A 24682-nucleotide genomic window follows, 5' to 3' on the forward strand; every position below is an offset into this window, starting at 1 on the left:
CGCTGTCCATGGAACTGTTTTCGTTCTGGAGCTGGCTGGCCCTGGGCACGCTGTTGCTGATCCTCGAGGTGTTCGGTGCTGGCGGTTATCTGCTGTGGATCGGCATGGCAGCCGCCGCCGTCGGCGTGCTGACGTTCCTGATACCGGATTTGCCCTGGGAATGGCAGGTGCTGTTGTTTGCCGTTTTTTCGATCCTCACCGCCCTGTACTGGTGGAGACGTCAGCGCAGAGTGGTGCGGGCCAGCGATCAGCCGAACCTGAACCTGCGAGGGCAAGAGCTGATCGGCAAGGTGTTCGTGGTCACCGAAACGATTGTCAACGGCCGCGGCAAGATCAAGGTCGCCGACGGCGTGTGGATGGCCCGAGGCCCTGACGCTACGGCTGGCAGCCGTGTTCGGGTGATCGGACAGCAAGGGGCGATCTTACTGGTGGAACTAGCCGACTAACGTCACGGAACTCGATTGGGTTATTGGCAATCAAAGGCCGCAGTTAAAACCCAGTGGAGTCACCTTTTATGCGTCTCAAACTTGCTGTCGCTACCGTCGCCGTGTTGTCCCTTCAAGTCGGTTCGGCGATGGCTGATGACAGCTTTTTGCGTAACGTCCTTACTTCCGGTGCCACCACCGGTACGTCCTACCTGACCTCCAGGGATCACAAGCTGATCGTCGCCGCCCAGGACGACGCCGGCAGCTTTGTCGCCAGTGACGGCGCTATTCGCGGCCCCTATCTGGAATCTGCCATGCAGAAAGTCCGCGCTGAAAACCCTGGCCTGCAAGCCACGGACATGGAACTGGCGAACGCCATCCTGGCGAAGAATGCCATCGCCTCGAAATAAGCTTCATTGCTGGTCAAAAATGCCGCTCCCAACAGCGGCATTTTTTATGAGCCAGGTAAATTTCACAGTTATTTCCTACGACGGCTAACGCCAAAACACTGACATGCTGGCGAGTTTTCACCGACCTTCTGAGGAAAGGTCTGGTATGAACCCGTGGCATGTAAACTCAAACTTTGTCGATTCGGATTACCCACACACGCGAATCGACTCACATGAAAAAAACAGCCCTATCTTTACTGCTGCTGACCGCCACCTTCTGCCAGATATCGCAGGCCGATGGTCTGTACGGCTCGATAAAAATCCAGAGCGCTCAACAAGACCTTTCCAGCGCCCTGCTCACCAGCCCTCGAGTGAATAACCGCGTCATCAGCCCCGACAGCAACAAGAACATCACCGGCTCCGTTGCGCTAGGGTATGGGTTCAAGGGTGATTGGCGTCTGGAAGGCGAGTACACGATCAAGCAAGACTCGGAATTCAAGAGTTACTGGGCGCCGTTCAACGCCAACGTCAACAACATGCAAGTTTCGTCCAGCCGACTGATGGTCAATGGCTACAAGGATTTTCCTCTGAACGAATACCTGTCCCTGTACGCGATGGCCGGTGTCGGTGTCGCGCATATCAGTTCCGAGGGCTATCAATCCAACCCTTCGCGACGGTTCGCCAACAACAGCCAGAACAACTTCGCCTATGCCTTTGGTGTCGGGGCTGACCTCAAGCTCAACCAGCAAGTTACCCTCGGCACCGGTTACCGGTACGTCGACATGGGAGATATTGAAACCGGCTACAACACCTTTGCTAACCGCATTAATGCAAGGGACGAACAACTGAAGGGCAAACTCCGGGAGCAGAACCTATACGTCGAGGCACGAATGTCGTTCTGATTCATTGCCCAGAACAATGCCGCTCCACATGAGCGGCATTTTTTTGCCCGACACCAATCAACGGTATTCATCCACCGGCACACACGCGCAAAACAGGTTGCGATCGCCGTAGACATTGTCCACACGGTTCACTACCGGCCAGTACTTATGGGCCTTGGTGTGAGCATCCGGCGTCACCGCCTGCTCGATGCTGTACGGCCGCTCCCAGACACCGGTGATGTCGGCCAAGGTATGCGGCGAACGCTTCAGCGGGTTGTCCTCCGCCGGCCAGTTGCCGTTCTGCACCTCGTTGATTTCCGCGCGAATGCTCAGCATCGCATCGATAAAACGGTCCAGTTCCGCCTTCGATTCACTCTCGGTCGGTTCGACCATCAACGTCCCCGGCACCGGGAATGACATGGTCGGCGCATGGAAGCCGTAGTCCATCAGGCGTTTGGCAACGTCTTCTTCGCTGATCCCGGTCAGCACCTTGAGCGGACGCAAGTCGAGGATGCATTCGTGGGCCACGCGCTCGTTGCGTCCGGTGTAGAGCACCGGGAACGCCCCGGACAAATGCTGCGCCAGGTAATTCGCGGCGAGGATCGCCACCTCACTCGCATCCGCCAACTGCGGCCCCATCATCGCGATGTACATCCAGCTGATCGGCAGAATACTTGCACTGCCCCAAGGGGCTGCGCTCACCGCGCCATTACCCGGCAGCGGGCCATCGATCGGCACCACCGGGTGGTTGGCGACAAACGGCGCCAGGTGCGCCCGGACACCAATCGGGCCCATCCCCGGTCCACCACCGCCGTGGGGAATGCAGAACGTTTTGTGCAGGTTCATGTGCGACACATCGGCACCGATGTCTGCCGGCCGCGCCAACCCGACCTGCGCGTTGAGGTTGGCGCCATCCATGTACACCTGACCGCCATGGCGGTGGATAACTTCACAGATCTCGCTGACGCCTTCCTCGTAGACCCCATGGGTCGAAGGATAAGTCGCCATCAGGCAGGCAAGTTTGTCCCCCGCCTCTATGGCCTTTTCTTTCAGGTCTTCCAGATCGACATTACCCGCCTCGTCGCACTCGACGATCACCACCCGCATCCCGGCCATTTGCGCCGAGGCCGGGTTGGTGCCGTGGGCCGAAGACGGGATCAGGCAGATATCCCGCGCGCCCTGATGACGGCTCTCGTGATATTTGCGGATCGCCAGTAGCCCGGCGTACTCGCCCTGGGCGCCCGAGTTGGGTTGCATGCAGATCGCATCGAAACCGGTGATCGCGCAGAGCCAGCGCTCCAGTTCCTCGATCATCAGGGAATAACCCATCACCTGCTCTTTCGGCACAAACGGGTGCAGGTTGGCGAACTGCGGCCAGGTGATCGGGATCATTTCGCTGGTGGCATTGAGCTTCATGGTGCAGGAGCCCAGCGGGATCATCGATTGATTGAGCGCCAGGTCTTTGTTTTCCAGCTGCTTCAAGTAACGCAACATTTCGGTTTCGCTGTGATGGGCATTGAACACCGGATGACGCAGATAAGGCGTACTGCGCTGCAATCCTGCAGGAATGCCGGACGCCAGGGCCTCAGCATCCAGTTCGTCGACGTTGAGCCCATGATCGGCACCGAGAAACACATCGAACAGTTTCGCCACGGTGGTTTCGTCACTGGTTTCGTCGAGGCTCAGGCCCAACCGCCCGCGACCGAGAATGCGCAAGTTGATCTGCGCCGCCTGGGCACTTTCGATGATCGCGGTCTGAGTGCCACCGACCTCCAGGGTCAGCGTGTCGAAGAACTGTTGGTTCACACGTGTAACGCCATGGCGTTCCAGACCGGCGGCGAGAATGCAGGTCAGCCGATGGACACGCTGGGCAATATTTTTGAGCCCTTCCGGGCCATGGTAGACCGCATAGAAACTGGCGATATTGGCCAGCAGCACCTGGGCGGTGCAGATGTTCGAGTTGGCTTTCTCCCGGCGAATATGTTGCTCGCGAGTTTGCAGGGCCATGCGCAGGGCCACGTTGCCGCGAGCATCTTTTGATACGCCGATGATCCGCCCGGGAATCGCGCGTTTGTACTCGTCGCGGCTGGCAAAAAACGCCGCGTGCGGGCCGCCGTAACCCATGGGCACGCCGAAGCGCTGGGATGAACCGAACACCACATCGGCGCCCAACTCTCCCGGCGGAGTCAGCAGCAACAGGCTGAGCAGGTCGGTGGCGACGCAGGCCAGGGCTTGCTGGGCATGCAGATGATCGATCAGCGGACGCAGGTCGCGAATTTCGCCATGGGTGTCGGGATATTGCAGCAACGCGCCGAACACTTGATGCTGCTTCAAGTTATCCACAGCATCGATGACCAGGTCGAAACCGAACCCTTCGGCCCGGGTCTGCACCACGGAAATCGTCTGCGGGTGGCAGTTTTCGTCGACGAAGAACAGATTGCTTCTGGACTTGGCGACACGCTTGGCCAGCGCCATGGCCTCGGCGGCCGCCGTGGCTTCATCCAGCAGCGAGGCGTTGGCCAGTTCCAGACCGGTCAGGTCGATGGTCAGCTGTTGGAAATTCAGCAGCGCTTCGAGCCGGCCTTGGGCAATCTCCGGTTGGTAAGGCGTGTAAGCGGTGTACCAACCGGGATTTTCCAGCACGTTGCGCAGGATGACGGCCGGCGTGAGGGTGCCGTGATACCCCATGCCGATCAGGCTGGTCCAGACCTGGTTCTGTTCGGCGTAGCCGCGCAGTTTGGCCAGTGCGGCTACCTCATCGAGGGCGGGCGGCAGGTCCAGCGGTCGGTTGAGGCGGATTCCCGGCGGCACCGTCTGCTCGATCAACTCGACGCGGCTGCCAAGACCGAGGCTGTCGAGCATCGCCTGCTGCTCGGCGGCATCGGGCCCGAGATGGCGGCGCAGGAAGGTATTGGGGTCGCGTAACTGGCTCAAGGACGGCAACTGGGACATGACGGGCTCTCTCATGACTGGCGCTCAGCGTCGATGCAACTCGGTCAAACCAGCATAGCAGTCGATACCGGCACGGATGGCGTGGCGCTGTCGGTCAATCCGGATCATTATGCTCGGCGCCTACAAACGTTCGCTGATCGGGTATCCACATTTATGAGCCAACTGTCTTTCCTGCCCTTCTCCAAACCCACCATCGATGAAGCCACGATTGCCGCTGTCGGCGATGTGCTGCGCTCGGGCTGGATTACCAGCGGCCCCAAGGTGCAGGCTTTTGAAGCGCAACTCTCGGAATATTTCGGCGGGCGCCCGGTGCGTACGTTCAATTCCGGCACCTGCACCATGGAGATCGCATTGCGAATTGCCGGCGTCGGACCGGGTGATGAAGTGATCACCACGCCGATTTCCTGGGTGGCCACCGCCAACGTGATTCTGGAAGTTGGCGCCACGCCGGTGTTTGCCGACATCGACCCAGTCACTCGCAATATAGACCTGACGCAGCTTGAAGCAGCGATTACTCCGCGCACCAAAGCCATCATCCCGGTGTTTCTCGCGGGACTGCCCGTGGACATGACGCGCCTTTACGCGATTGCAAAAAAGCATGGTTTGCGAGTGGTGGAAGATGCCGCCCAAGCATTGGGTTCGAGCTGGAACGGCCAGCGAATCGGTGCGACTGGCGATTTCGTATCCTTCAGTTTTCAGGCGAACAAGAACGTCACCTGTTCAGAGGGCGGTTGCCTGGTACTGAACAATGCCGAGGAAGCGCGGCTGGCGGAAAAGTACCGCTTGCAGGGCGTCACCCGCAGCGGTTTCGACGGGCTGGACGTTGATGTGCTGGGCGGCAAGTTCAACATGACCGATGTCGCGGCAGCCATTGGCCTGGGGCAATTTGCCCACATCGAAGCGATCACCGCTCATCGTCGTGAGCTGGCCAAACATTACTTCGCTTGCTTCGGCGAGGACTTCGAAGCGCAGTACGGTGCTCAACTGCCCCCGGCGGACTTCGAGAACAGCAATTGGCATTTGTTCCAACTGGTGCTCCCGGAACGCCAGGATGGCAAACCGGCACGGGCTACTTTCATGGAGCAGATGCAGGCACTGGGAGTGGGTATCGGCTATCACTACCCGCCGATTCACCTGCTGAGTCTTTACCGCGAACGCGGGTTCAAGGAAGGCATGTTCCCGGTCGCCGAGCGGGTCGGACGACTGATCGTCTCGCTGCCGATGTTTACGGCCATGGATAAAGCGGATGTCGAGCGTTCGGTGACCGCGGTGAAAGCCGTCTTGCGGCCTTGATTCGGCCTTGACCCAACCTTGATACAGCCTTTGTAGGAGCTGCCGCAGGCTGCGATCTTTTGATTTTAGAAACAAGATCAAAAGATCGCAGCCTGCGGCAGCTCCTACGGGGCGAGCATTATTCGCCGATGGCGGCCTTGTAGGCCATCGGGTCGAGCAGCTTGTCCAGCTCGGAGGTATCGCTTGGCTCCAGCTTGAAGAACCAGCTGTCATAAGGCGCGCTGTTGACCAGTTCCGGGCTGTTGGCCAACTCTTCGTTGACCGCAATGACGGTACCGGAGACCGGCGAGTAGATATCCGACGCAGCCTTGACCGACTCGACGACACCCGCCGCCTCGCCGGCAGCGAACACTTTGCCGATTTCCGGCAGCTCGACGAACACCACATCACCCAAGGCTTCCTGAGCATGGTCTGAAATACCCACTTTCACGCCGCCATCATGGTCTAGACGGGCCCATTCGTGACTTTCGGCAAAACGCAGGTCGACAGGGATTTCGCTCATGTTCTGTGTCCTCAAGAAAAATGTCGGCGGTCGTTGCCCGCCAAAAAAGGTTAGATCAAGGTTTTGCCATGGCGTACGAAGGTCGGCTTGACCACTCGAACCGGGTACCACTTGCCACGGATTTCCACTTCAGCGCGGTCGGCGGTGGCCGCCGGCACGCGCGCCAGTGCAATCGACTTGCTAAGCGTAGGAGAGAAACTACCACTGGTGATCTCCCCTTCGCCAACATCGGCGATGCGAACCACCTGATGCGCTCGCAAGACACCACGCTCTTCAAGGACCAGACCGACCAGTTTGTGCTGCACGCCAGCGGCCTGTTCGGCTTCCAGTGCAGTGCGGCCGATGAACTGGCGCGTGGCCGGTTCCCAGGCAATGCTCCAGGCCATGTTGGAGGCCAATGGCGAAACGTCTTGATGAATATCCTGACCGTACAGGTTCATGCCGGCTTCGACCCGCAAGGTATCGCGCGCCCCCAGGCCAATCGGGGAAATGCCCGCGCCCACCAGATCGTTGAAGAAGGCCGGCGCCTGATCGGCCGGCAGCACGATTTCCAGACCGTCCTCACCGGTGTAACCGGTGCGCGCGATGAACCAGTCACCGTCGGCCTGACCTTCGAAAGGTTTGAGTTGCTGGATCAATGTAGCGCGGGACTGGGTCACCAGTTCGGCAATCTTGTGCCGGGCGTGAGGCCCTTGAATGGCCAGCATCGCCAGTTCGGAGCGCTCGTTGAGCCGCACATCGAAGTCGCCGAGATGAGCCTGCATCCAGGCCAGGTCCTGATTGCGGGTGGAGGCGTTGACCACCAGCCGATATCCGTCATCGAGGCGATAGACGATCATGTCGTCGACGATACCGCCGTGCTCGTTGAGCATGGCGCTGTACAAGGCACGGCCGGGGCTGTGCAGGCGCTCGACGTCGTTGGCCAGTAAGTATTGCAGCCAGGCCTTGGCCTGGGGGCCGTCGACATCGATCACGGTCATATGGGATACATCGAAAACCCCGCAATCGCGGCGCACCTGATGGTGTTCCTCGACCTGCGAGCCGTAATGCAGAGGCATATCCCAACCGCCAAAATCGACCATCTTCGCGCCGAGGGCGAGATGAAGGTCATACAGAGGCGTGCGCTGTCCCATGGGTTTCTCCTTCCGGGCGTGGCGAAGGTGCGGACAGCCGCTGTACGGGGTGAAATGCCTTGGAATAAAGGCTTTCAGCCGATTTCAGCAACCCGGTCTGAAAGACGGACCGCACCGAATGCCGCGCATTGTAGCCGCAAGGTGTAGGACTGACACCTAGGTGTTTCGATGCGCCGACCTTCTGATTAATCCGATGACCGGCAACAGCCCGACCAGAACCAGGGTCAGTGCCGGCAACGAGGCCCTGGCCCACTCGCCTTCGCTGGTCATTTCAAAGATCCGCACCGCCAGCGTGTCCCAGCCGAACGGGCGCATCAGCAGGGTCGCGGGCATTTCCTTGAGCACGTCGACGAACACCAGCAACGCAGCGCTCAACGTGCCCGGAAGCAGCAGCGGCAGATACACTTTGAAAAACAGTCGTGGCCCACTGACGCCAAGACTACGTGCTGCTTCGGGCAAAGAGGGCCGTATTCGCGCCAGGCTGCTTTCCAGCGGCCCATAAGCCACGGCGATGAATCGCACCAGATAGGCCAGCAACAACGCCGACAGACTGCCCAGCAGCAACGGTTTGCCCGCGCCGCCAAGCCAGCCCGACAGCGGAATCACCAGTTCGCGATCCAGATAACTGAACGCCAGCATGATCGACACCGCCAATACCGAGCCCGGCAGTGCGTAGCCGAGGTTGGCCAGGCTGATGCCGGAACGGATCGCCCGGGTCGGTGCCAATCGACGGGCAAACGCCAGCAGCAGCGCGACGCTGACGGTGATCAACGCCGCCATGCCGCCCAAGTACAGGGTGTGCACGATCAACCCGGCATAACGTTCGTCCAGATCGAAGCGCCCGCGTTGCCAGAACCACACCAGCAGTTGCAGCACGGGAATGACGAAGGCGCAGGCGAACACCAGACCACACCAGCTCATCGCCGCCAGCGCCTTGACCCCATGCAGGTGATACAGCGCCTTGACCCGCGGCCGTTCGTTGCCCGCCCGGTTGGCTCCCCGAGCCCGGCGCTCGCCATATAACACGACCATCACCACTAACAGCAGCAGGCTGGCCAGTTGCGCGGCGGTGGGGAGACTGAAAAAGCCGTACCAGGTCTTGTAGATAGCGGTGGTGAACGTATCGAAGTTGAACACCGACACCGCACCGAAATCCGCCAGGGTTTCCATCAGCGCCAACGCCACCCCCGCGCCGATCGCCGGACGTGCCATGGGCAACGCCACTCGCCAGAACGCCTGCCACGGGGATTGCCCAAGGACTCGCGCCGCTTCCATCAGGCCTTTGCCCTGAGCCAGAAATGCAGTGCGCGCCAACAGGTAAACGTAGGGATAGAAAACCAGCACCAGCACCAGAATCACGCCGCCGGTGGAACGCACTCGCGGCAGCCTCAGACCACTGCCGAACCATTCGCGCAACAGGGTTTGCACCGGCCCGGCGAAATCCAGCAGGCCGACGAAGACGAAGGCCAGCACGTAGGCAGGAATCGCGAACGGCAGCATCAACGCCCAGTCCAGCCACCGCCGCCCCGGGAACTCACAGAGGCTGGTGAGCCAGGCCAGGCTGACGCCCAACAGCGTTACGCCGATGCCAACGCCAACGACCAGCGCGAGGGTATTGCCCAGCAGCCGCGGCATCTGCGTGTCCCACAGGTGGGACCAGATCTGCTGATCGATGGTTTGCCAGGAAAGAAGCAGGACGCTCATGGGCAGCAGGACCAGCGCAGCAATGGCGAAGACCAGGGGGTACCAGCGGCGTTGGGCGGGGTGGGCCAAGGAAAAGCTCTCGGGTAAATCAACGAAGTGTATGCAAACCGCAAAAAGATCGCAGCCTGCGGCAGCTCCTACGTCAGGATGGTATTCACCCGGTAGGAGCTGCCGCAGGCTGCGATCTTTTGACCTTTAAAACAGCAGACTCAGTTCCAGCCGACCCGATCCATCATCCGGATCGCTTCAGCCTGACGCTTGCCGGCGATTTCCACTGGCAAGGTATCGGCGACAAACTTGCCCCAACTCGCGACTTCAGCCGAAGGCGGAACGGCAGGGTTGGCCGGGAACTCCTGGTTTATGTCAGCGAAAATCTTCTGCGCATCAGGTGTGGTCATCCACTCCACCAGCGCCTTGGCGGCTTCCGGGTGCGGTGCGTGTTTGGTCAGGCCGATACCCGACAGGTTGACGTGCACGCCACGGTCGCCCTGATTCGGCCAGAACAGCTTTACCGGCAAGTCCGGCTTCTGCTTGTGCAGACGGCCGTAGTAGTACGTGTTGACGATGCCGACGTCGCACTGACCGGCGTTGATCGCTTCCAGCACGGCGATGTCGTCGGAGAACACGTCGGTGGACAGGTTATTGACCCAGCCTTTGAGGATCTTCTCGGTTTTCTCGGCGCCATGGACTTCGATCATGGTGGCGGTCAGGGACTGGTTGTAGACCTTCTTCGCCGTGCGCAGGCACAGGCGGCCTTCCCACTGTTTGTCGGCCAGCGCCTCGTAGGTGGTCAGCTCACCGGGTTTCACCCGGTCGGTGGAGTAGGCGATGGTCCGCGCCCGCAGGCTCAAGCCAGTCCAGGCATGGGAGGATGCGCGGTATTGCAGCGGAATGTTGGCGTCGATCACCTTGGAGGTGAACGGCTGGAGGATGCCCATCTGCTCGGCCTGCCAAAGGTTGCCGGCATCGACGGTCAGCAGCAGGTCGGCAGTGGCGTTTTCGCCCTCGGCCTTGATCCGCTGCATCAACGGCGCTTCCTTGTCGGTGATGAACTTCACCTGTACGCCGGTTTTCTGGGTGTAGGCATCGAAGACCGGTTTGATCAGCTCATCGATACGCGAGGAGTAAACCACCACCGCGTCGGCAGCCTGGGCGGCGGTGCTGCCTATCAGGGTCAGGGCCAGTGCGGTCAGTAGACGCTTGGGTGCCAACATGGAAGCGGTCTCTCGAAATGGGGAAGTGAGCCCAAATGATAAGGACTCACATTTCGCTTCTCAATCGAACACTGGGTGGAGGAGTTACCAGATGTTGCATAGCCGAATGAAAGACAAATGTGGCGAGGGGGCTTGCCCCCGTTCGACCGCGCAGCGGTCGCAGACCGGATTGCAGATTTTGTCTGGGATAAATGCCGGGACTGCTTCGCAGCCCAACGGGGGCAAGCCCCCTCGCCACAGGGCCGTGCCCGCTTCAGGCCTTGGCCAACGCCGGCAGATCCCCGATCAACCCAAGCGCTTCGCGCACGAACAACGCCTTGGCCTCGGGCATCTGGTCGACCATCTTCAACCCGGTATTGCGCAACCAGCGCACCGGTAACGGATCGGCCTGGAACAGCCGTTCGAACCCTTCCATCGCCGCCATCAACGCCAGGTTATGGGGCATGCGCCGACGCTCATAGCGACTGAGCACTTTCACATCCGCCAACCGCTCACCGCGCGCGGCCGCTTGCAGCAGCACTTCGGCCAGCACTGCGGCATCGAGGAAACCGAGGTTCACGCCCTGCCCGGCCAGCGGATGGATGGTGTGGGCCGCGTCGCCGATCAGCGCCAGACCTTCTGCCACGTAACGCTTGGCATGACGCTGACGCAGCGGCACGCACAGACGCGGGTCGGCACTGAGCACCGTGCCGAGGCAGCCTTCGAAGGCCCGCTCCAGCTCCTTGCAGAAGCTTTCGTCGTCCAGTGCCATCAGGCGTTCGGCTTCGCTCGGCGTGGTCGACCAGACAATCGAGCACCAATCCTGCTGACCGTCACGTTCCAGCGGTAGAAACGCCAGCGGGCCGTTGTCGGTGAAACGCTGCCACGCGGTCATTTGATGCGGTTTGGAACAGCGCACACTGGTGACGATCGCGTGGTGCATGTAATCCCATTCGCGGGTCGCAACGCCGGTCAGGCGCCGCACCGCCGAGTTGGCGCCATCCGCCGCGATCACCAACGGTGCCCGCAAGGTGCGGCCATCGGCCAGGGTCAGCAGCCAATCGTCACCGGAACGGCGCATCTGCTCCAGACGCGCATTGGCCAGCATCCCGAGGTCGCAGTCGTGCAGCCGGTCGAGCAAGGCGTCCTGAACCACACGGTTCTCGACGATATGCCCAAGCACGTCGGCATGTACGCTGGTCGCCGAGAAATGGATTTTCCCAGTGCCGCTGCCGTCCCAGACGTGCATGTCGGTGTAGGGGCTGCTGCGCCGGTTGGCGATGCCGTCCCACACGCCCAGGCGTTCGAGTATTCGCTGGCTGGCCGCCGACAGGGCACTCACCCGCGGCTCGAACGGCGCTTGGCCATCGAAGGGTTTGACGCTCAAAGGGCTGCCGTCCAGCAGCAGGACTTCAAGCCCGCTGTTTTGTAACGCCAGCGCCAGGGCACTGCCGACCATTCCGGCCCCGACAATCAGCAGATCTGCGCGCATTTCCATGCTTTAGGCCTGTCTCGCTTGCGGCTTGAGCCGCAGGTAAAGGGTTCTCTCGACGCGCGTCACCGAAGTGCTCGCGTCGTCATGAATATTGATGTGCAGGTGCACCCGCTTAAACATCCGGACGCGTACCCAGGCCCATGGCCTGCCGAGCGAACCAGCGCTTGGCCGGCGGCAGCAGATCGAGACCGAGCAGGCCGATGTTGCGCCCCAGGGAAACCAGCGGCTGGGTGCTGCCGAACAACCGGGTGACCTGATCGGAGAAGCCCACGGTCAGGTTCTGGTCCAGACGCTGGCGCTCGCGATAAGCCTGCAAGGTCGCAAAGTCGCCGAGCGCGGTCTCGCTGCTCAATAAGGTGTCAGCCAAAGCCTGGGCATCGCGCAGGGACAGGTTGAAGCCTTGTCCGGCAATCGGGTGCAGGCTGTGCGCGGCGTTGCCGAGGATCGCCAGATGCGGGCGGACTTGCTCCTCGGCTTCGATCAGCGACAGCGGATACAAATTGCGGGCGCCAACCTGTTTCAGCGTGCCGAGGCGATAACCGAACACGCCCTGCAACTCGCTGAGAAAGCTGCGGTCATCAAGGGCCGCCAGCCGTTGCGCGTCCATGCCCAGACGGGTCCAGACCAGGGCGCAGCGGTTTTCCGGCAGCGGCAACAAAGCCATTGGGCCGTCGTCAGTGAAGCGTTCGAAGGCCATGCCGTTGTGCGCTTCGCTCGGAGTGATGTTGGCGATCAGCGCGCTCTGGTTGTACGGGCGCGTCTTGACGCCGATCCCCAGCTGTTCACGCAGGCCCGAACGGCCGCCATCGGCCAACACCGCGAGGTCGCATTCCACCAGGGTTTCATCGTTGAGCGTCAGGCGATAGCCGTCGGTCAGCGGTTCCATGGCGGTGACTTCCGCCGGGCAACGCCAACTGATCACGTCCTTGTCCAGGCTGTGCCAGAGGCATTGGCCGAGCCAGGCGTTTTCCACCACATAACCCAGTGCTGGAACGCCCTCTTCCATCGCCGACAACCGCGCCGTGGAAAAACGCCCACGGTCGGAGACATGAATCTGCTTGATCGGCTCGGCGCGGCGGGAGATTTCCTGCCACACGCCCAGCCGTTGATAAATCTGCCGGGCGCCGAACGACAACGCCGAAGAGCGAGCGTCATAGCTCGGTTGGTACGTATCGCCGGGGGCAAAGGGTTCGATCAGCACGATCTTCCAGCCACGGGCCTTGGCCCCGGCCTGCAACGCCAACGCCAGGCTGGCGCCAACCAGGCCGCCGCCGATGATTGCCAGATTGACTCGACTCATGCCGCTTGTGTCCGTGCGGCGGCCATCAAGTCCTCGATCTCGGCGACCGTTTTCGGCACGCCACTCGTCAGGATTTCACAACCGGTTTTGGTGACCACCACGTCGTCCTCGATGCGCACGCCAATGCCGCGCCATTTCTTCGCCACGTTCTGGTTGTCCGGGGCAATGTAGATGCCCGGCTCGACCGTCAGCGCCATGCCGACTTCCAGCACGCGCCATTCGCCGCCGACCTTGTACTCGCCGACATCATGCACATCCATGCCCAGCCAGTGGCCGGCGCGGTGCATGTAAAACGCCTTGTAGGCTTCGCTGGCGATCAGTTCATCGACCTCGCCCTGCAACAGGCCCAACTTCACAAGGCCCGTGGTAATGACTCGAACCGTGGCTTCGTGCGCCTGATTCCAGTGTTTGTTCGGTGCGATTTCGGCAAACGCCGCTTCCTGGGAAGCCAGCACCAGCTCGTAGATCGCCTTCTGTTCCGGTGAATACTTGCCGTTGACCGGCCAGGTGCGGGTGATGTCGCTGGCATAGCAGTCGATCTCGCAACCAGCATCGATCAGCACCAGATCGCCGTCTTTGAGCACCGCGTCATTCTGCTGGTAATGCAGGATGCAGCTGTTGCGCCCGGCGGCGACGATCGAACCGTAGGCCGGCATCTTCGCCCCGCCCTTGCGGAATTCGTAATCGAGCTCGGCTTCGAGGCTGAACTCATGCAAACCGGCACGGCTGGCCTGCATCGCCCGAATATGCGCCTGGGCGGAAATCCGCGCGGCTTCGCGCATCACCTTCACTTCTGCCGCCGATTTATACAGGCGCATGTCGTGCAGCAGATGATCCAGGGCAACGAATTCGTTCGGCGGCTGGGCACCGAGATTCGCCTTGGAGCGGATCACGTTGATCCAGTCCATCAGGTGTCGATCGAATTCCGGGTTGCTGCCCATGGCCGAATACACCCGGTCGCGGCCTTCGATCAGGCCCGGCAGGATGTCGTCGATGTCGGTGATGGGGAAAGCGTCGTCGGCGCCGAAGTCGCGGATCGCGCCTTCCTGACCGGCGCGCAGGCCGTCCCACAGCTCGCGCTCGGCATTGCGCTCACGGCAGAACAGGATGTACTCGCCATGTTCGCGACCGGGAATCAAAACGATAACGGCCTGAGGCTCGGGAAAGCCGCTGAGGTACTGGAAGTCGCTGTCCTGACGGTAAACGTGCTCGACATCACGGTTGCGAATGGCAACCGCGGCGGCGGGCAGAATGGCGATGCTGTTGGGTTCCATCTGCGCCATCAAGGCCTTGCGGCGACGGCTGTATTCCGATTTCGGGATATGAATCATGGGCAGATGGCTTTTCCTGGCTCGCGATTAATGCAACGACGGTTTGGCGGCTGCTTCGTCGGTTTTCTTGGTTTCAGTGAACAGCAGCAACGGTGCGACGCGCAGGTACTCCATGACTTCCATGTAGTCGCTTTCGCCGTCGTCGGACTCTTCCAGGGCGTCTTGCACCTGAGAAATGGCGGCCAGATCCTGCAGTACTTCAGTCGCTTCAGCGCTGAGGGCATATTCGCGACGGGTCAGGCCGAAGCCAGTGAGGAAGCCCTGGCACCACTGGCCCAGCGCGGCTGCGCGCTCGGTGAGCGGCGCGTCGTCGCTCGGCAGCAGCAGAACAACGGTCATGTCGTCGCTGGTAAGCTCGCCCTTGACCATCTCTTGCAGGCCGATCAAGGCGTTGCGAACGTTGTCTTGCGGCTCGCCTTCGAGCAGCTCGGCGGCGTCTGCCAGCCAGCTGTCGGCATCGAAACCGGCACCGGCGCAGCTACGGCCGAGCAGCAGGCCGTGCAACTCGGCAGGCGAGACGGGATGGCCGCTGGTACTCAGCAGGGTGGCGAAGGCTTGGTACGGAGAATTCTGAATGGGCATGGGTAGCTAGGCGCCAGACGGCGCTATGTCTAGAATGAAGGCCTTGTATCCTACATCGACAGACTCGCCAAGACTATTAAAGGCTGTCCGCCAGCTACCTCCCATCAGACGAACACGTGGACACAATGGAAGACACCGACCTGCAAGCGCTGATGGCCAGACTCGAGCTGCTGATTACCCGAGTCGAGCAACTAAAGAGTCAAAACGCACTCTTACTAGCTCAAGAAAAGACCTGGCGCGAGGAACGCGCGCACCTCATTGAAAAAAATGAAATCGCCCGGCGTAAGGTCGAATCGATGATTTCGCGCCTCAAGGCCCTGGAGCAAGACTCATGAGTTCAAGCAATAGCGTTACCGTGCAGATCCTCGACAAAGAATATTCGATCATCTGCCCCAGGAAGAGCGCAGCAACTTGATCAGCGCCGCCCGCTACCTGGACGGCAAGATGCGCGAAATCCGCAGCAGCGGCAAAGTCATCGGCGCCGACCGCATTGCCGTGATGGCTGCGCTGAACATCACGCACGACCTTCTGCACAAGGAAGAACGTCCGGATGTGCAGGCCAGCGGTTCGACCCGCGAACAGGTTCGCGACCTGCTGGACCGCGTCGACCTGGCGCTGTCGACCGATCCGGATGTCACCAAGGGCTGATTCGCCAGGCCGCTTGAGTTATACTCGCATCACTCCCTGGGGTGCTTGCCAGTTGACCACGTCCCTGAGCCGATTCGCACTACCCTGGAGGTTGCACGTTGGGCTGGTGTGCATGTCCGCTAGACGGAAAGCCTTAAAGCCTACTGCATCTTCCACCTTGAACTTTCGGGTTCAAGGGCTAAGTCAGCAGCGGTTCATCCGGGGAGCCTGATTTCAATCCGATGCCGGTTTTCATACCGGCATCGGCATGTTTACGGGTACGCTTTTAGTACTCGCACTTTCTGAAGCCTGAATCCATGACCGAACCTGCGCTGCTGCCCCGACCGCAACTTCGACGCATGCTGCGCAAGGCCCGCCGCGCACTGACCCCCTGTCAGCAACGCGAAGCCGCTCGCGGGCTGTATAAGCAATTGGCCCAGCACCCACTGTTTCGCCGCGCAAAACACATCTCCCTGTACCTGCCCACCGACGGTGAAATCGACCCGCGCCTGCTGATGCGTGCCGCGCAACGTCGGGGCAAGGCCACGTACCTGCCGGTACTCAGCGCCTGGCCGCGAACCAAAATGGTGTTCCAGCGGATTCGTCCCGGCGAAAAACTCAAACCCAACCGTTTCCGAATTCCCGAACCACGGGCCAATATCGCCCGGCAACGCAAGGTCTGGGCGCTGGATCTGGTGTTGCTGCCGTTGGTGGGGTTTGACGATGTCGGCGGACGCCTGGGTATGGGCGGCGGCTTCTACGACCGAAGCCTGGCGTACCTGGCGCGTCGCAAGAACTGGCGCAAGCCGACGCTGCTGGGCTTGGCCCATGAATGTCAGAAGGTTCAACGATTGGCTCAGGCGAGCTGGGATGTACCGTTGCAGGGCACGGTCACTGACAAGGCGTGGTATTTCGCGGACTAGACGCCACTGATATCAGCGGCGCCTAAAAGACAGGTTCAGCGCTTGAAGGCCGACGGCTGTTGCTGCGCGATCTCGACGGGAGCATCGGGTTTGTTGTTCCACAGGCTTTGGGCATAGCCGGTGGTCACGACACCAAGGCCGAATAAAATAACCAAAATCCATAGTAAATCCGGTTTGCGTTTCATCGACTGCCCCCAAAGGCACATCAACACGATGACAGCAGCGGTTTCCGTTGTAGGTGTAGGCCGTGCAGCAGCGTCAAGCTAAGAAGGCCGGCATTTTGCGACAACGTGAACCGACACGCAAACGCTGGCGTCAACCGACTGTCGGTTTGTCATAAAATTGCCTGACCACTTGCCCACCCACCTCGCAAGGAGCAAAACCATGGCTTATTGGCTGATGAAATCCGAGCCCGACGAACTCTCCATCAAAGACCTGGAGAAGCTTGGCCGAGCGCGCTGGGACGGGGTTCGCAACTACCAGGCGCGCAACTTTTTACGGGCCATGGCAGTGGACGACGAATTTTTCTTCTATCACTCCAGTTGCCCTGAGCCTGGGATTGCCGGGATCGGAAAGATCGTCGAGGCAGCGTATCCGGACCCGACAGCGCTGGAGCCCGAGAGTCATTACTTCGATCCGAAGGCCACTGCCGAGAAAAACGCCTGGAGCGCGATCGATGTCGCTCACGTCGAGACGTTTTCCAAGGTGCTGAAGCTGGATTATCTGAAACAGCAAACGGCACTGGCCGAGATGCCATTGGTACAGAAAGGCTCGCGCCTGTCGGTGATGCCGGTGACGGCTGAGCAGTGGGCGGCGGTTATGGCTCTGCGTTGAAGATCGCTAAAAGATCGCAGCCTGCGGCAGCTCCTACGGGGAACGCGCTCGGCGTAGGAGCTGCCGAAGGCTGCGATCTCGGCAATCAATCAGACAAGGCAAGAACTCACTGAATGATCAGGTTGTTGAACAACAGATCCTCAACCACCGGCTTGCCGGTTTCGTCGCTCATCACTTGCTGGGTCTGCTTCAAGGCTTCCTGACGCAGCTTTTCCTTGGCCTCGACGTTATTCATGGTTTCGGTGGTCTGCTGGGCAAACAACGCCACCAGCTGATTGCGGATCAGAGGCTCATTGGCCTTCACCGCCTTGGTCGCCTCGTCACCGGTCACCCGTAGCGCCACATCGGCCTTGTAGACCTTGAGCTTCGGCGTACCGTCCAGCCCATAGTTGCCCACAAACGGCGGGCTCAGGGTGATGTAGTTGACCTTCGGGGCTTCACCTTCTTTGGCTTCTTCGGCCATCGCTGCCACAGGCAGAGACAGGGCCACCATCAACATGATCCACGCTTTCACAATTCGCTCCTTATCCGGTTTGCGGCCTAGCATAACGACCCGCCGCTCAAGCACAAGCTTATGGCTGACTATCAGGGCTGGGCATGCTCGTTGACCCGTTAACTCACACACCTACACTTATCGGCCATCACTCCCAAAGGAATAGCCCTGATGAAAGCCGTGCTGTGCAAAGCCTTCGGCCCCGCCGAATCGCTGGTGCTGGAAGACGTCGCCAGCCCCGCCCCGAAGAAGAACGAAATCCTGCTGGACGTGCACGCGGCCGGGGTGAATTTCCCGGACACGCTGATCATCGAGGGCAAATACCAGTTCAAGCCGCCCTTCCCGTTTTCACCGGGTGGCGAAGCGGCTGGCGTGGTCAGCGCTGTGGGGGAAAAGGTCAGCCACCTCAAGGTCGGTGACCGGGTCATGGCCCTGACTGGCTGGGGCAGTTTCGCCGAGCAGGTCGCGGTGCCGGGCTACAACGTGCTGCCGATCCCGCCATCGATGGACTTCAACACCGCCGCCGCTTTCAGCATGACCTACGGCACCTCGATGCACGCCCTCAAGCAACGGGGCAACCTGCAACCCGGCGAAACCTTGCTGGTGCTCGGCGCGTCCGGCGGCGTCGGCCTCGCCGCCGTGGAAATCGGCAAAGCCATGGGCGCCCGAGTGATCGCCGCCGCCAGCAGTGCGGAAAAACTCGCGGTGGCCAAAGCCGCCGGCGCCGATGAGCTGATCAACTACAGCGAAACCAGCCTCAAGGACGAAATCAAACGCCTGACCGACGGCCAGGGCGCCGACGTGATCTACGACCCGGTGGGTGGCGACCTGTTCGACCAGGCCATCCGCGCCATCGCCTGGAACGGTCGTCTTCTGGTGGTCGGTTTCGCCAGTGGACGCATCCCCGAGCTGCCAGTGAACCTGGCACTGCTCAAAGGTGCCGCAGTGGTCGGCGTGTTCTGGGGCTCGTTTGCCCAGCGCCAGCCACAGGACAATGCGGCGAACTTCCAACAGTTGTTCCACTGGTTCGCCGAAGGCAAATTGAAGCCACTGGTGTCGCAGGTGTATCCACTGAGCAATGCGGCGCAGGCGATCAATGATCTTGGCCAGCGCAAGGCGGTCGGGAAGGTGGTCGTGCAGGTTCGCTGATCGTTTTCCAGCCAGGTCGCAACCTGCGACCTGGCTCCGTCATCCCCGTACCGACTCTCATTTATACCTGAGCGACATGTTCATAAAGGAACATGCAATCTCCAACATTTCCGCTGTTTTGCCGATGCGAACCGGTGCTATTTTCGGTAACGAAACTGTAACATTCGCATCCGCAGTCAAAACAAGAAATCTGGAGCTCTTGAATGTTTGCTTTCTTTCGTCCTGCCGCACATCAGGCTCCATTGCCTGAAGAAAAAATAGACAGCACCTACCGACGCCTTCGCTGGCAGATCTTCGCCGGGATTTTCATTGGCTATGCCGGTTACTACCTGCTGCGCAAGAACTTCACCCTGGCGTTCCCGGACCTGATCGCCCAAGGCTATACAAAAGGCCAACTGGGTGTGGCGATGTCGGCGATTGCAATCGCCTACGGCCTGTCCAAGTTTCTGATGGGCATCGTGTCCGACCGCTCCAACCCGCGTTACTTCCTGCCCTTTGGCCTGGTGGTGTCCGCCGCGGTGATGTTCGTTTTCGGTTTCGCACCTTGGGCCACGTCCAGCGTGACCATGATGTTCATCCTGCTGTTCATCAACGGCTGGGCACAAGGCATGGGGTGGCCGCCGAGCGGGCGAACCATGGTGCATTGGTGGTCGCAGAAAGAGCGTGGCAGTGTGGTTTCGGTCTGGAACACCGCGCATAACGTTGGCGGTGGCTTGATCGGCCCGCTGGCGATTCTCGGCATGGGCTGGTTCAACGACTGGCACAGCAAGTTCTACGTACCGGCTGCCGTGGCGCTGTTGGTCGCCGTGTTTGCCTTCATTGTGATGCGCGATACACCGCAGTCGACGGGCCTGCCGCCGATCGAAAAGTACAAGAACGATTACCCGGAAGGCTACGACGCCAGTCACGAAGAGGAATTCAGCGCCAAGGACATCTTCGTCAAATACGTGCTGCGCAACAAAATGCTCTGGTTCATCGCACTGGCTAACGTTTTCGTCTACCTGCTGCGCTACGGCATTCTGGACTGGGCGCCGACCTACCTCAAAGAGGTCAAGCACTTCGACTTCGACAAGACCTCGTGGGCTTACTTCCTGTACGAGTGGGCGGGCATTCCCGGCACCTTGCTGTGCGGCTGGATGTCGGACAAGATCTTCCGTGGCAACCGTGGCCTGACCGGCATGGTCTTCATGGCGTTGGTGACCGTTGCGACGATCGTGTATTGGCTGAATCCACCGGGCAATCCGATGATCGACATGATCTCGCTGTTCGCCATCGGCTTCCTGATCTACGGCCCGGTGATGCTGGTCGGCCTGCAGGCGCTGGAACTGGTGCCGAAGAAGGCCGCGGGTACGGCCGCAGGCTTTACCGGCCTGTTCGGTTACTTGGGTGGTTCCGTCGCGGCCAGCGCCATGATGGGCTACACCGTGGACTACTTCGGCTGGGATGGCGGCTTCATTCTGTTGGTCGTTGCCTGCCTGCTGGCAATGGCGTTCCTGGCCCCTACCCTGGGCCACAAGAACGTCGCCAGTCAGAGCCGCGAAGCGCTCGCTTGATCTGCCTTTGATTTGCAGCGCTTGAGCCGCGCCTCCAGATTCCGGTCTGGCATGGCGTGGCTCCGCAGGGCGTGGGCGGTCTGCTCGACATACTCGCGAGTGGTGCCGTAACGCCCGCAAGCGCTTTCGAACACCTGGCTCAGCACATGATCCGGCAAGTTGCCGGCATAGCTGGGCAGGTGCCGCTCCAATACAAATCCCAATGCCTGAACCTGGTTTCCGTTTTCAAGACGGCAGTTGAGCCAGTGTGGACGATAGGAAGGGAATGGCATCTCGCGCTGCCAGAGTGCATAAAGTGAAGCTTCGAGTTGTTCTTCGGGCAAGCGATAGGCGAACCCGCTGCACGAACCACCGCGATCCAGGCCAAATACCAGCCCCGGCACTTCCGGCGTGCCGCGATGCTCGTGGGACCACAGGTACAAACCGCGATGATAGCCATGCACCCGGCCGCGCACTCGCTCAACCGCCACACATTCAGGCCGCCAGATCAGCGAACCATAAGCGAATAGCCAGACCGGCCCACCCTTGTGGCGCGCCATGGTCGACTGCATCGAGCTGAGCAATTGTTCGTGTGTAAGCTGCGGCCCCAGATCGAGCCGCGGAGGGTAAGCCAGATTCAAAAAAGCAGATTCGATGGCGCTCATGGCAATAAAATTTCGGTCCAGCAATTATTACAAAATATAAACAACTTTCACTTCATAGAACATATAGCAGTAATACTAAAACGAAAAGTACTAAGCGTCCTATGACCTTGCGCCCCCCATAAAAAATCCAATACTGAAGCTGGAGGGCTTGGCGTTATACCCTAATATCATTTAACAGAATTCTTAAATACCAGAACGAAATATACATAAGCATTCGGCGCGTCTAGGATAAAGCTCACTTAGGAGAAAATGCCTACAAACCCTTCGGATTTACCGCCTACCCATTGCAGCTTTACGTCGCGTATAACGGCCACCCAAAGACGCAAACCAAACTGCCTCAAAGGCCTGAATAATGAAAACACCATGGATTTACGGGTTACTTCTAATGCTCACGGCGCAGCACTCGCTGGCCGAGGACACCTCTGCGAAAGACACCGGCTCCTGGTATTTTCAGGCCAGCGTCTATACCAGACACTTCTCCCCCGACTCCGACCACAATAACAATCAGGACCTCATCGGTCTTGAGCGCGAGCAAGCGTCCGGTTGGTTGTTTGGTGGAGCAACTTTTCGCAACTCGTTCAGCCAGCGTTCATATTATGCGTATGCGGGCAAACGCTACGAGAGTGCTGACTATCCCGTGTACATAAAACTCACCGGTGGTCTGTTGCAAGGTTACAGCGGCAAGTCTCAGGACAAGATCCCTCTGAATCACTTCGGGGTCGCGCCGGTGATCATTCCTTCAGTCGGGGCACACTACGGACCATTGGCAGCCGAGCTGGTATTGCTCGGCTTCAATGCCGCCATGGTGACAACCGGGGTGCGCTTCTAGAACGGTTCACGCACCTACGATCGCGGGGCGTAAGCAAATACATCGGCACGCATTTGATGGGCATCCATCCCCGCTTCGACCAAAGCATCGAGCGTGCCATAGACCATGGCTGGAGAGCCGCTGGCATAGACGTGCAGTGCTTTCAGATCAGGGAAATCTTCACACACCGCCTCATGCAACATGCCGCAGCGCCCCTGCCAGCCGCATTGATCGCTGACGACTTTATGCAGGAACAGATTGGGCAGCTTCAGCCATTCATCCCAATGTTCGATCTCATAAAAGTCTTCGGGACGACGTACGCCCCAATACAGGTGCACCGGATGCTTGAAGCCCGTGGCGCGACAGTGTTCGATCAGGCTGTGGATCTGGCCCATGCCGGTACCGGCAGCAATCAATACGAGAGGACCGTTCGGCAGTTCCGCCAGATGGGTGTCGCCGAACGGCATCTCGATCCGCACCATCGGGCTGCGCTGGAGCTGTTCGATCAGGCTCAGCGCGCTGCTTTCGCGCGCCAGCACATGAATTTCCAGGTCGCGGCCGGAATGCGGTGCAGAGGCCAGGGAAAAAGCGGATTTCTCGCCACTCTCACGCTCGATCATCAGGTACTGGCCGGCGTGATAGCGCGGTGGCTTGCCCGCTGGCGCACGCAGACGCACGCGCCAGGTATCGCCGCCGACGTCCCTGCATTCAATGACCTGACACGACACGCTGCGCACCGGCAGTTCTCCCAGCGCGAGCACGCCATCCCACAGCACGATGCAGTCTTCCAGCGGCTCTGCTATGCAAGTGTAGAACTCGCCATGATCGCGCACACCGCCGGCTTGTTCGACTCGTCCTTCCACCAGCAACGCCGCGCACACATGGCAATTGCCGTTGCGGCAGCTTTGCGGGCATTCATAGCCCAGGCGCCGCGCGCCATCGAGAATCCGCTCGCCGGGCAGAATCTCAAGCACTGCTCCGGAGGGCTGCAAGGTTACACGCATCAATCTATTCCTAACTGATTCCAGATGGCATCGATCCGTTGGGTAACGGCTTCATCCTTGACGATGACCCGGCCCCACTCACGGGTGGTTTCGCCTGGCCATTTATGCGTGGCATCGAGCCCCATCTTCGAACCCAGGCCGGAGACCGGCGAGGCGAAGTCCAGGTAGTCGATCGGCGTGTTATCGATCATCACCGTGTCGCGCTTGGGGTCCATGCGCGTGGTAATGGCCCAGATCACGTCGTTCCAGTCCCGTGCGTTGATATCGTCGTCGGTGACGATAACGAACTTGGTGTACATGAACTGTCGCAAAAACGACCAGACACCGAGCATTACCCGCTTGGCGTGGCCGGGATACGACTTCTTCATGGTCACGATGGCCATGCGGTACGAGCAGCCTTCGGGCGGCAAGTAGAAATCAGTGATCTCCGGGAATTGCTTCTGCAGGATCGGCACGAACACTTCGTTCAGCGCCACACCGAGAATCGCCGGCTCATCCGGCGGACGGCCGGTGTAGGTGCTGTGGTAGATCGGCTTGATCCGATGGGTGATGCGCTCGACGGTGAACACCGGGAAGCTGTCGACTTCGTTGTAGTAGCCGGTGTGGTCGCCGTACGGACCTTCATCGGCCATTTCGCCCGGATGGATCACGCCTTCGAGGATGATTTCGGCCGTGGCCGGTACTTGCAGGTCGTTGCCGCGGCATTTCACCAGTTCAGTGCGATTGCCCCGCAGCAGACCGGCGAAAGCGTATTCGGAGAGGCTGTCCGGCACCGGCGTCACGGCGCCAAGAATGGTGGCCGGGTCAGCGCCCAGTGCCACGGATACCGGGAACGGCTGGCCGGGGTGTTTTTCGCACCACTCGCGGTAATCCAGCGCGCCGCCACGGTGGCTCAACCAGCGCATGATCACCTTGTTGCGACCGATCACCTGTTGACGGTAGATGCCGAGGTTCTGGCGATCCTTGTTCGGACCTTTGGTGACAGTCAGGCCCCAAGTGATCAGCGGGCCGACATCGCCTGGCCAGCAGGTTTGCACCGGCAGCATCGCGAGGTCGACATCGTCGCCTTCGATGACCACTTCCTGGCACACTGCGTCTTTGACAACCTTCGGCGCCATCGAGATGATCTTGCGAAAGATCGGCAGCTTGGACCAGGCGTCCTTCAAACCTTTCGGCGGCTCGGGCTCCTTGAGGAACGCCAGTAACTTGCCGATTTCGCGCAACTCGCTGACCGATTCGGCCCCCATGCCCATGGCCACCCGCTCGGGGGTGCCGAACAGGTTGCCGAGCACCGGAATGTCATAGCCGACAGGTTTTTCGAACAGCAGCGCCGGGCCCTTGGCCCGTAGCGTGCGATCGCAGACTTCGGTCATCTCCAGCACTGGAGAGACGGGGATCTGGATGCGTTTCAACTCTCCGCGCTGCTCAAGCTGCTGCACGAAATCCCGAAGATCCTTGAATTTCATT

At 60.1% G+C, this 24682-nt stretch carries 24 protein-coding genes, 1 other RNA gene and 1 pseudogene; 12 read left to right on the plus strand and 14 right to left on the minus strand.

The window, feature by feature from the left end:
* The first annotated feature begins 8 nt into the window (after nt 1-8).
* From LOY36_RS27300 to LOY36_RS27310, 3 genes are all read left to right on the plus strand, one after another.
* Nucleotides 9-446 (plus strand): NfeD family protein, encoded by a 438-nt coding sequence (locus LOY36_RS27300; protein ID WP_019650164.1) that lies wholly within the window; start codon nt 9-11, stop codon nt 444-446.
* A 68-nt stretch (nt 447-514) separates the two neighbouring features.
* Complete coding sequence (locus LOY36_RS27305; protein ID WP_019580544.1) at nt 515-835, plus strand: DUF2388 domain-containing protein; 321 nt, start codon at nt 515-517, stop codon at nt 833-835.
* 212 nt (nt 836-1047) lie between these two features.
* On the plus strand, nt 1048-1716 hold the full coding sequence (locus LOY36_RS27310; protein WP_019650163.1) for an outer membrane protein: 669 nt from the start codon (nt 1048-1050) through the stop codon (nt 1714-1716).
* 57 nt (nt 1717-1773) lie between these two features.
* Here the strand turns inward: LOY36_RS27310 and gcvP are convergent, their stop codons facing one another.
* Nucleotides 1774-4647 carry an aminomethyl-transferring glycine dehydrogenase gene (gcvP, locus tag LOY36_RS27315; RefSeq protein WP_258671560.1) on the minus strand — a complete coding sequence of 958 codons (2874 nt, stop codon included), beginning with the start codon at nt 4645-4647 and terminating at the stop codon, nt 1774-1776.
* Nucleotides 4648-4800: 153 nt separating this feature from the next.
* Between gcvP and LOY36_RS27320 the strand changes: the two genes are divergently transcribed.
* Complete coding sequence (locus LOY36_RS27320) at nt 4801-5940, plus strand: DegT/DnrJ/EryC1/StrS aminotransferase family protein (RefSeq protein ID WP_258671561.1); 1140 nt, start codon at nt 4801-4803, stop codon at nt 5938-5940.
* Between the two features lie 118 nt (nt 5941-6058).
* Here the strand turns inward: LOY36_RS27320 and gcvH are convergent, their stop codons facing one another.
* From gcvH to LOY36_RS27360, 8 genes are all read right to left on the minus strand, one after another.
* Nucleotides 6059-6442, minus strand: coding sequence for a glycine cleavage system protein GcvH (gene gcvH, locus LOY36_RS27325; RefSeq protein ID WP_018927591.1), 384 nt, complete (start codon nt 6440-6442; stop codon nt 6059-6061).
* 50 nt (nt 6443-6492) lie between these two features.
* Nucleotides 6493-7575: a glycine cleavage system aminomethyltransferase GcvT gene (gene gcvT / locus LOY36_RS27330; protein ID WP_258671562.1), complete on the minus strand. Its 1083-nt coding sequence runs from the start codon at nt 7573-7575 to the stop codon at nt 6493-6495.
* Nucleotides 7576-7731: 156 nt separating this feature from the next.
* Nucleotides 7732-9348, minus strand: a complete 1617-nt coding sequence (locus LOY36_RS27335) for an iron ABC transporter permease (RefSeq protein ID WP_258671563.1) — start codon at nt 9346-9348, stop codon at nt 7732-7734.
* A gap of 140 nt (nt 9349-9488) precedes the next feature.
* Complete coding sequence (locus LOY36_RS27340; protein WP_258671564.1) at nt 9489-10493, minus strand: extracellular solute-binding protein; 1005 nt, start codon at nt 10491-10493, stop codon at nt 9489-9491.
* Nucleotides 10494-10746: 253 nt separating this feature from the next.
* Nucleotides 10747-11964, minus strand: a complete 1218-nt coding sequence (locus LOY36_RS27345; protein ID WP_167331189.1) for a 2-octaprenyl-3-methyl-6-methoxy-1,4-benzoquinol hydroxylase — start codon at nt 11962-11964, stop codon at nt 10747-10749.
* Between the two features lie 115 nt (nt 11965-12079).
* A complete protein-coding gene (gene ubiH / locus LOY36_RS27350; protein WP_019650156.1) occupies nt 12080-13267 on the minus strand; it encodes a 2-octaprenyl-6-methoxyphenyl hydroxylase in 1188 nt (395 codons plus the stop codon).
* Nucleotides 13264-14598, minus strand: a complete 1335-nt coding sequence (gene pepP, locus LOY36_RS27355; protein WP_258671565.1) for a Xaa-Pro aminopeptidase — start codon at nt 14596-14598, stop codon at nt 13264-13266. Before pepP ends, ubiH begins: the two co-directional genes overlap by 4 nt.
* 27 nt (nt 14599-14625) lie before the next feature.
* Complete coding sequence (locus LOY36_RS27360; RefSeq protein WP_007940361.1) at nt 14626-15180, minus strand: YecA family protein; 555 nt, start codon at nt 15178-15180, stop codon at nt 14626-14628.
* Nucleotides 15181-15305: 125 nt separating this feature from the next.
* On the opposite strand from LOY36_RS27360, the gene LOY36_RS27365 reads away from it, so the two are divergent.
* From LOY36_RS27365 to LOY36_RS27380, 4 genes and pseudogenes are all read left to right on the plus strand, one after another.
* Nucleotides 15306-15515: a TIGR02449 family protein gene (locus tag LOY36_RS27365; RefSeq protein WP_007940359.1), complete on the plus strand. Its 210-nt coding sequence runs from the start codon at nt 15306-15308 to the stop codon at nt 15513-15515.
* A pseudogene (locus tag LOY36_RS27370) lies at nt 15512-15828 on the plus strand (cell division protein ZapA). Before LOY36_RS27365 ends, LOY36_RS27370 begins: the two are co-directional and overlap by 4 nt.
* A 30-nt stretch (nt 15829-15858) precedes the next feature.
* Nucleotides 15859-16037, plus strand: a non-coding RNA gene (ssrS, locus tag LOY36_RS27375) — 6S RNA.
* An 87-nt stretch (nt 16038-16124) separates the two neighbouring features.
* Nucleotides 16125-16730, plus strand: coding sequence for a 5-formyltetrahydrofolate cyclo-ligase (locus LOY36_RS27380; protein ID WP_019650153.1), 606 nt, complete (start codon nt 16125-16127; stop codon nt 16728-16730).
* Between the two features lie 35 nt (nt 16731-16765).
* On the opposite strand, the gene LOY36_RS27385 is transcribed toward LOY36_RS27380, so the two are convergent.
* Nucleotides 16766-16915, minus strand: coding sequence for a hypothetical protein (locus tag LOY36_RS27385; RefSeq protein WP_018927582.1), 150 nt, complete (start codon nt 16913-16915; stop codon nt 16766-16768).
* A gap of 199 nt (nt 16916-17114) precedes the next feature.
* Here LOY36_RS27385 and LOY36_RS27390 point away from each other — a divergent pair, with 199 nt between their 5' ends.
* Complete coding sequence (locus LOY36_RS27390; protein ID WP_019650152.1) at nt 17115-17564, plus strand: EVE domain-containing protein; 450 nt, start codon at nt 17115-17117, stop codon at nt 17562-17564.
* 106 nt (nt 17565-17670) lie between these two features.
* Here the strand turns inward: LOY36_RS27390 and LOY36_RS27395 are convergent, their stop codons facing one another.
* Nucleotides 17671-18078 carry a flagellar basal body-associated protein FliL gene (locus LOY36_RS27395; RefSeq protein WP_019650151.1) on the minus strand — a complete coding sequence of 136 codons (408 nt, stop codon included), beginning with the start codon at nt 18076-18078 and terminating at the stop codon, nt 17671-17673.
* Between the two features lie 150 nt (nt 18079-18228).
* On the opposite strand from LOY36_RS27395, the gene LOY36_RS27400 reads away from it, so the two are divergent.
* A complete protein-coding gene (locus tag LOY36_RS27400) occupies nt 18229-19206 on the plus strand; it encodes an NADPH:quinone oxidoreductase family protein (protein WP_019580532.1) in 978 nt (325 codons plus the stop codon).
* Between the two features lie 203 nt (nt 19207-19409).
* Complete coding sequence (gene glpT / locus LOY36_RS27405) at nt 19410-20759, plus strand: glycerol-3-phosphate transporter (RefSeq protein ID WP_253417678.1); 1350 nt, start codon at nt 19410-19412, stop codon at nt 20757-20759.
* On the opposite strand, the gene LOY36_RS27410 is transcribed toward glpT, so the two are convergent.
* A complete protein-coding gene (locus tag LOY36_RS27410) occupies nt 20735-21403 on the minus strand; it encodes a gamma-glutamylcyclotransferase (protein ID WP_258671567.1) in 669 nt (222 codons plus the stop codon). The two genes, glpT and LOY36_RS27410, sit on opposite strands and share 25 nt — an antisense overlap.
* A gap of 385 nt (nt 21404-21788) precedes the next feature.
* Between LOY36_RS27410 and LOY36_RS27415 the strand changes: the two genes are divergently transcribed.
* The gene (locus LOY36_RS27415; RefSeq protein WP_258674230.1) at nt 21789-22232 is read left to right on the plus strand and encodes a sn-glycerol-3-phosphate transporter; all 444 of its coding nucleotides are present in this window, start codon (nt 21789-21791) and stop codon (nt 22230-22232) included.
* A 14-nt stretch (nt 22233-22246) separates the two neighbouring features.
* On the opposite strand, the gene LOY36_RS27420 is transcribed toward LOY36_RS27415, so the two are convergent.
* Entirely contained in the window at nt 22247-23215 is a 969-nt protein-coding gene (locus LOY36_RS27420; protein ID WP_258671570.1) for a CDP-6-deoxy-delta-3,4-glucoseen reductase, read from the minus strand.
* Complete coding sequence (gene ubiD / locus LOY36_RS27425; protein ID WP_018927571.1) at nt 23215-24681, minus strand: 4-hydroxy-3-polyprenylbenzoate decarboxylase; 1467 nt, start codon at nt 24679-24681, stop codon at nt 23215-23217. The genes LOY36_RS27420 and ubiD overlap by 1 nt, the downstream gene beginning before the upstream one ends.
* Nucleotide 24682 lies beyond the last annotated feature (1 nt).

Origin of the sequence: Pseudomonas sp. B21-019, assembly GCF_024749225.1 — a bacterium.
GTDB lineage: Bacteria > Pseudomonadota > Gammaproteobacteria > Pseudomonadales > Pseudomonadaceae > Aquipseudomonas.

What these genes read in the sequence shown, in the direction of transcription:
- LOY36_RS27380 (WP_019650153.1), top strand. Translation starts at nt 16,125, where the DNA reads ATGACCGAACCTGCGCTGCTGCCCCGACCGCAACTTCGACGCATGCTG.
- LOY36_RS27320 (WP_258671561.1), top strand. Translation starts at nt 4,801, where the DNA reads ATGAGCCAACTGTCTTTCCTGCCCTTCTCCAAACCCACCATCGATGAA.
- gcvP (WP_258671560.1), bottom strand. Translation starts at nt 4,647, where the DNA reads ATGTCCCAGTTGCCGTCCTTGAGCCAGTTACGCGACCCCAATACCTTC.
- ubiH (WP_019650156.1), bottom strand. Translation starts at nt 13,267, where the DNA reads ATGAGTCGAGTCAATCTGGCAATCATCGGCGGCGGCCTGGTTGGCGCC.
- LOY36_RS27390 (WP_019650152.1), top strand. Translation starts at nt 17,115, where the DNA reads ATGGCTTATTGGCTGATGAAATCCGAGCCCGACGAACTCTCCATCAAA.
- LOY36_RS27415 (WP_258674230.1), top strand. Translation starts at nt 21,789, where the DNA reads ATGCTCACGGCGCAGCACTCGCTGGCCGAGGACACCTCTGCGAAAGAC.
- LOY36_RS27300 (WP_019650164.1), top strand. Translation starts at nt 9, where the DNA reads ATGGAACTGTTTTCGTTCTGGAGCTGGCTGGCCCTGGGCACGCTGTTG.
- LOY36_RS27365 (WP_007940359.1), top strand. Translation starts at nt 15,306, where the DNA reads ATGGAAGACACCGACCTGCAAGCGCTGATGGCCAGACTCGAGCTGCTG.
- LOY36_RS27310 (WP_019650163.1), top strand. Translation starts at nt 1,048, where the DNA reads ATGAAAAAAACAGCCCTATCTTTACTGCTGCTGACCGCCACCTTCTGC.
- LOY36_RS27360 (WP_007940361.1), bottom strand. Translation starts at nt 15,180, where the DNA reads ATGCCCATTCAGAATTCTCCGTACCAAGCCTTCGCCACCCTGCTGAGT.
- ubiD (WP_018927571.1), bottom strand. Translation starts at nt 24,681, where the DNA reads ATGAAATTCAAGGATCTTCGGGATTTCGTGCAGCAGCTTGAGCAGCGC.
- LOY36_RS27345 (WP_167331189.1), bottom strand. Translation starts at nt 11,964, where the DNA reads ATGCGCGCAGATCTGCTGATTGTCGGGGCCGGAATGGTCGGCAGTGCC.
- gcvH (WP_018927591.1), bottom strand. Translation starts at nt 6,442, where the DNA reads ATGAGCGAAATCCCTGTCGACCTGCGTTTTGCCGAAAGTCACGAATGG.
- LOY36_RS27305 (WP_019580544.1), top strand. Translation starts at nt 515, where the DNA reads ATGCGTCTCAAACTTGCTGTCGCTACCGTCGCCGTGTTGTCCCTTCAA.
- LOY36_RS27385 (WP_018927582.1), bottom strand. Translation starts at nt 16,915, where the DNA reads ATGAAACGCAAACCGGATTTACTATGGATTTTGGTTATTTTATTCGGC.
- gcvT (WP_258671562.1), bottom strand. Translation starts at nt 7,575, where the DNA reads ATGGGACAGCGCACGCCTCTGTATGACCTTCATCTCGCCCTCGGCGCG.
- LOY36_RS27410 (WP_258671567.1), bottom strand. Translation starts at nt 21,403, where the DNA reads ATGAGCGCCATCGAATCTGCTTTTTTGAATCTGGCTTACCCTCCGCGG.
- LOY36_RS27400 (WP_019580532.1), top strand. Translation starts at nt 18,229, where the DNA reads ATGAAAGCCGTGCTGTGCAAAGCCTTCGGCCCCGCCGAATCGCTGGTG.
- glpT (WP_253417678.1), top strand. Translation starts at nt 19,410, where the DNA reads ATGTTTGCTTTCTTTCGTCCTGCCGCACATCAGGCTCCATTGCCTGAA.
- pepP (WP_258671565.1), bottom strand. Translation starts at nt 14,598, where the DNA reads ATGATTCATATCCCGAAATCGGAATACAGCCGTCGCCGCAAGGCCTTG.
- LOY36_RS27340 (WP_258671564.1), bottom strand. Translation starts at nt 10,493, where the DNA reads ATGTTGGCACCCAAGCGTCTACTGACCGCACTGGCCCTGACCCTGATA.
- LOY36_RS27420 (WP_258671570.1), bottom strand. Translation starts at nt 23,215, where the DNA reads ATGCGTGTAACCTTGCAGCCCTCCGGAGCAGTGCTTGAGATTCTGCCC.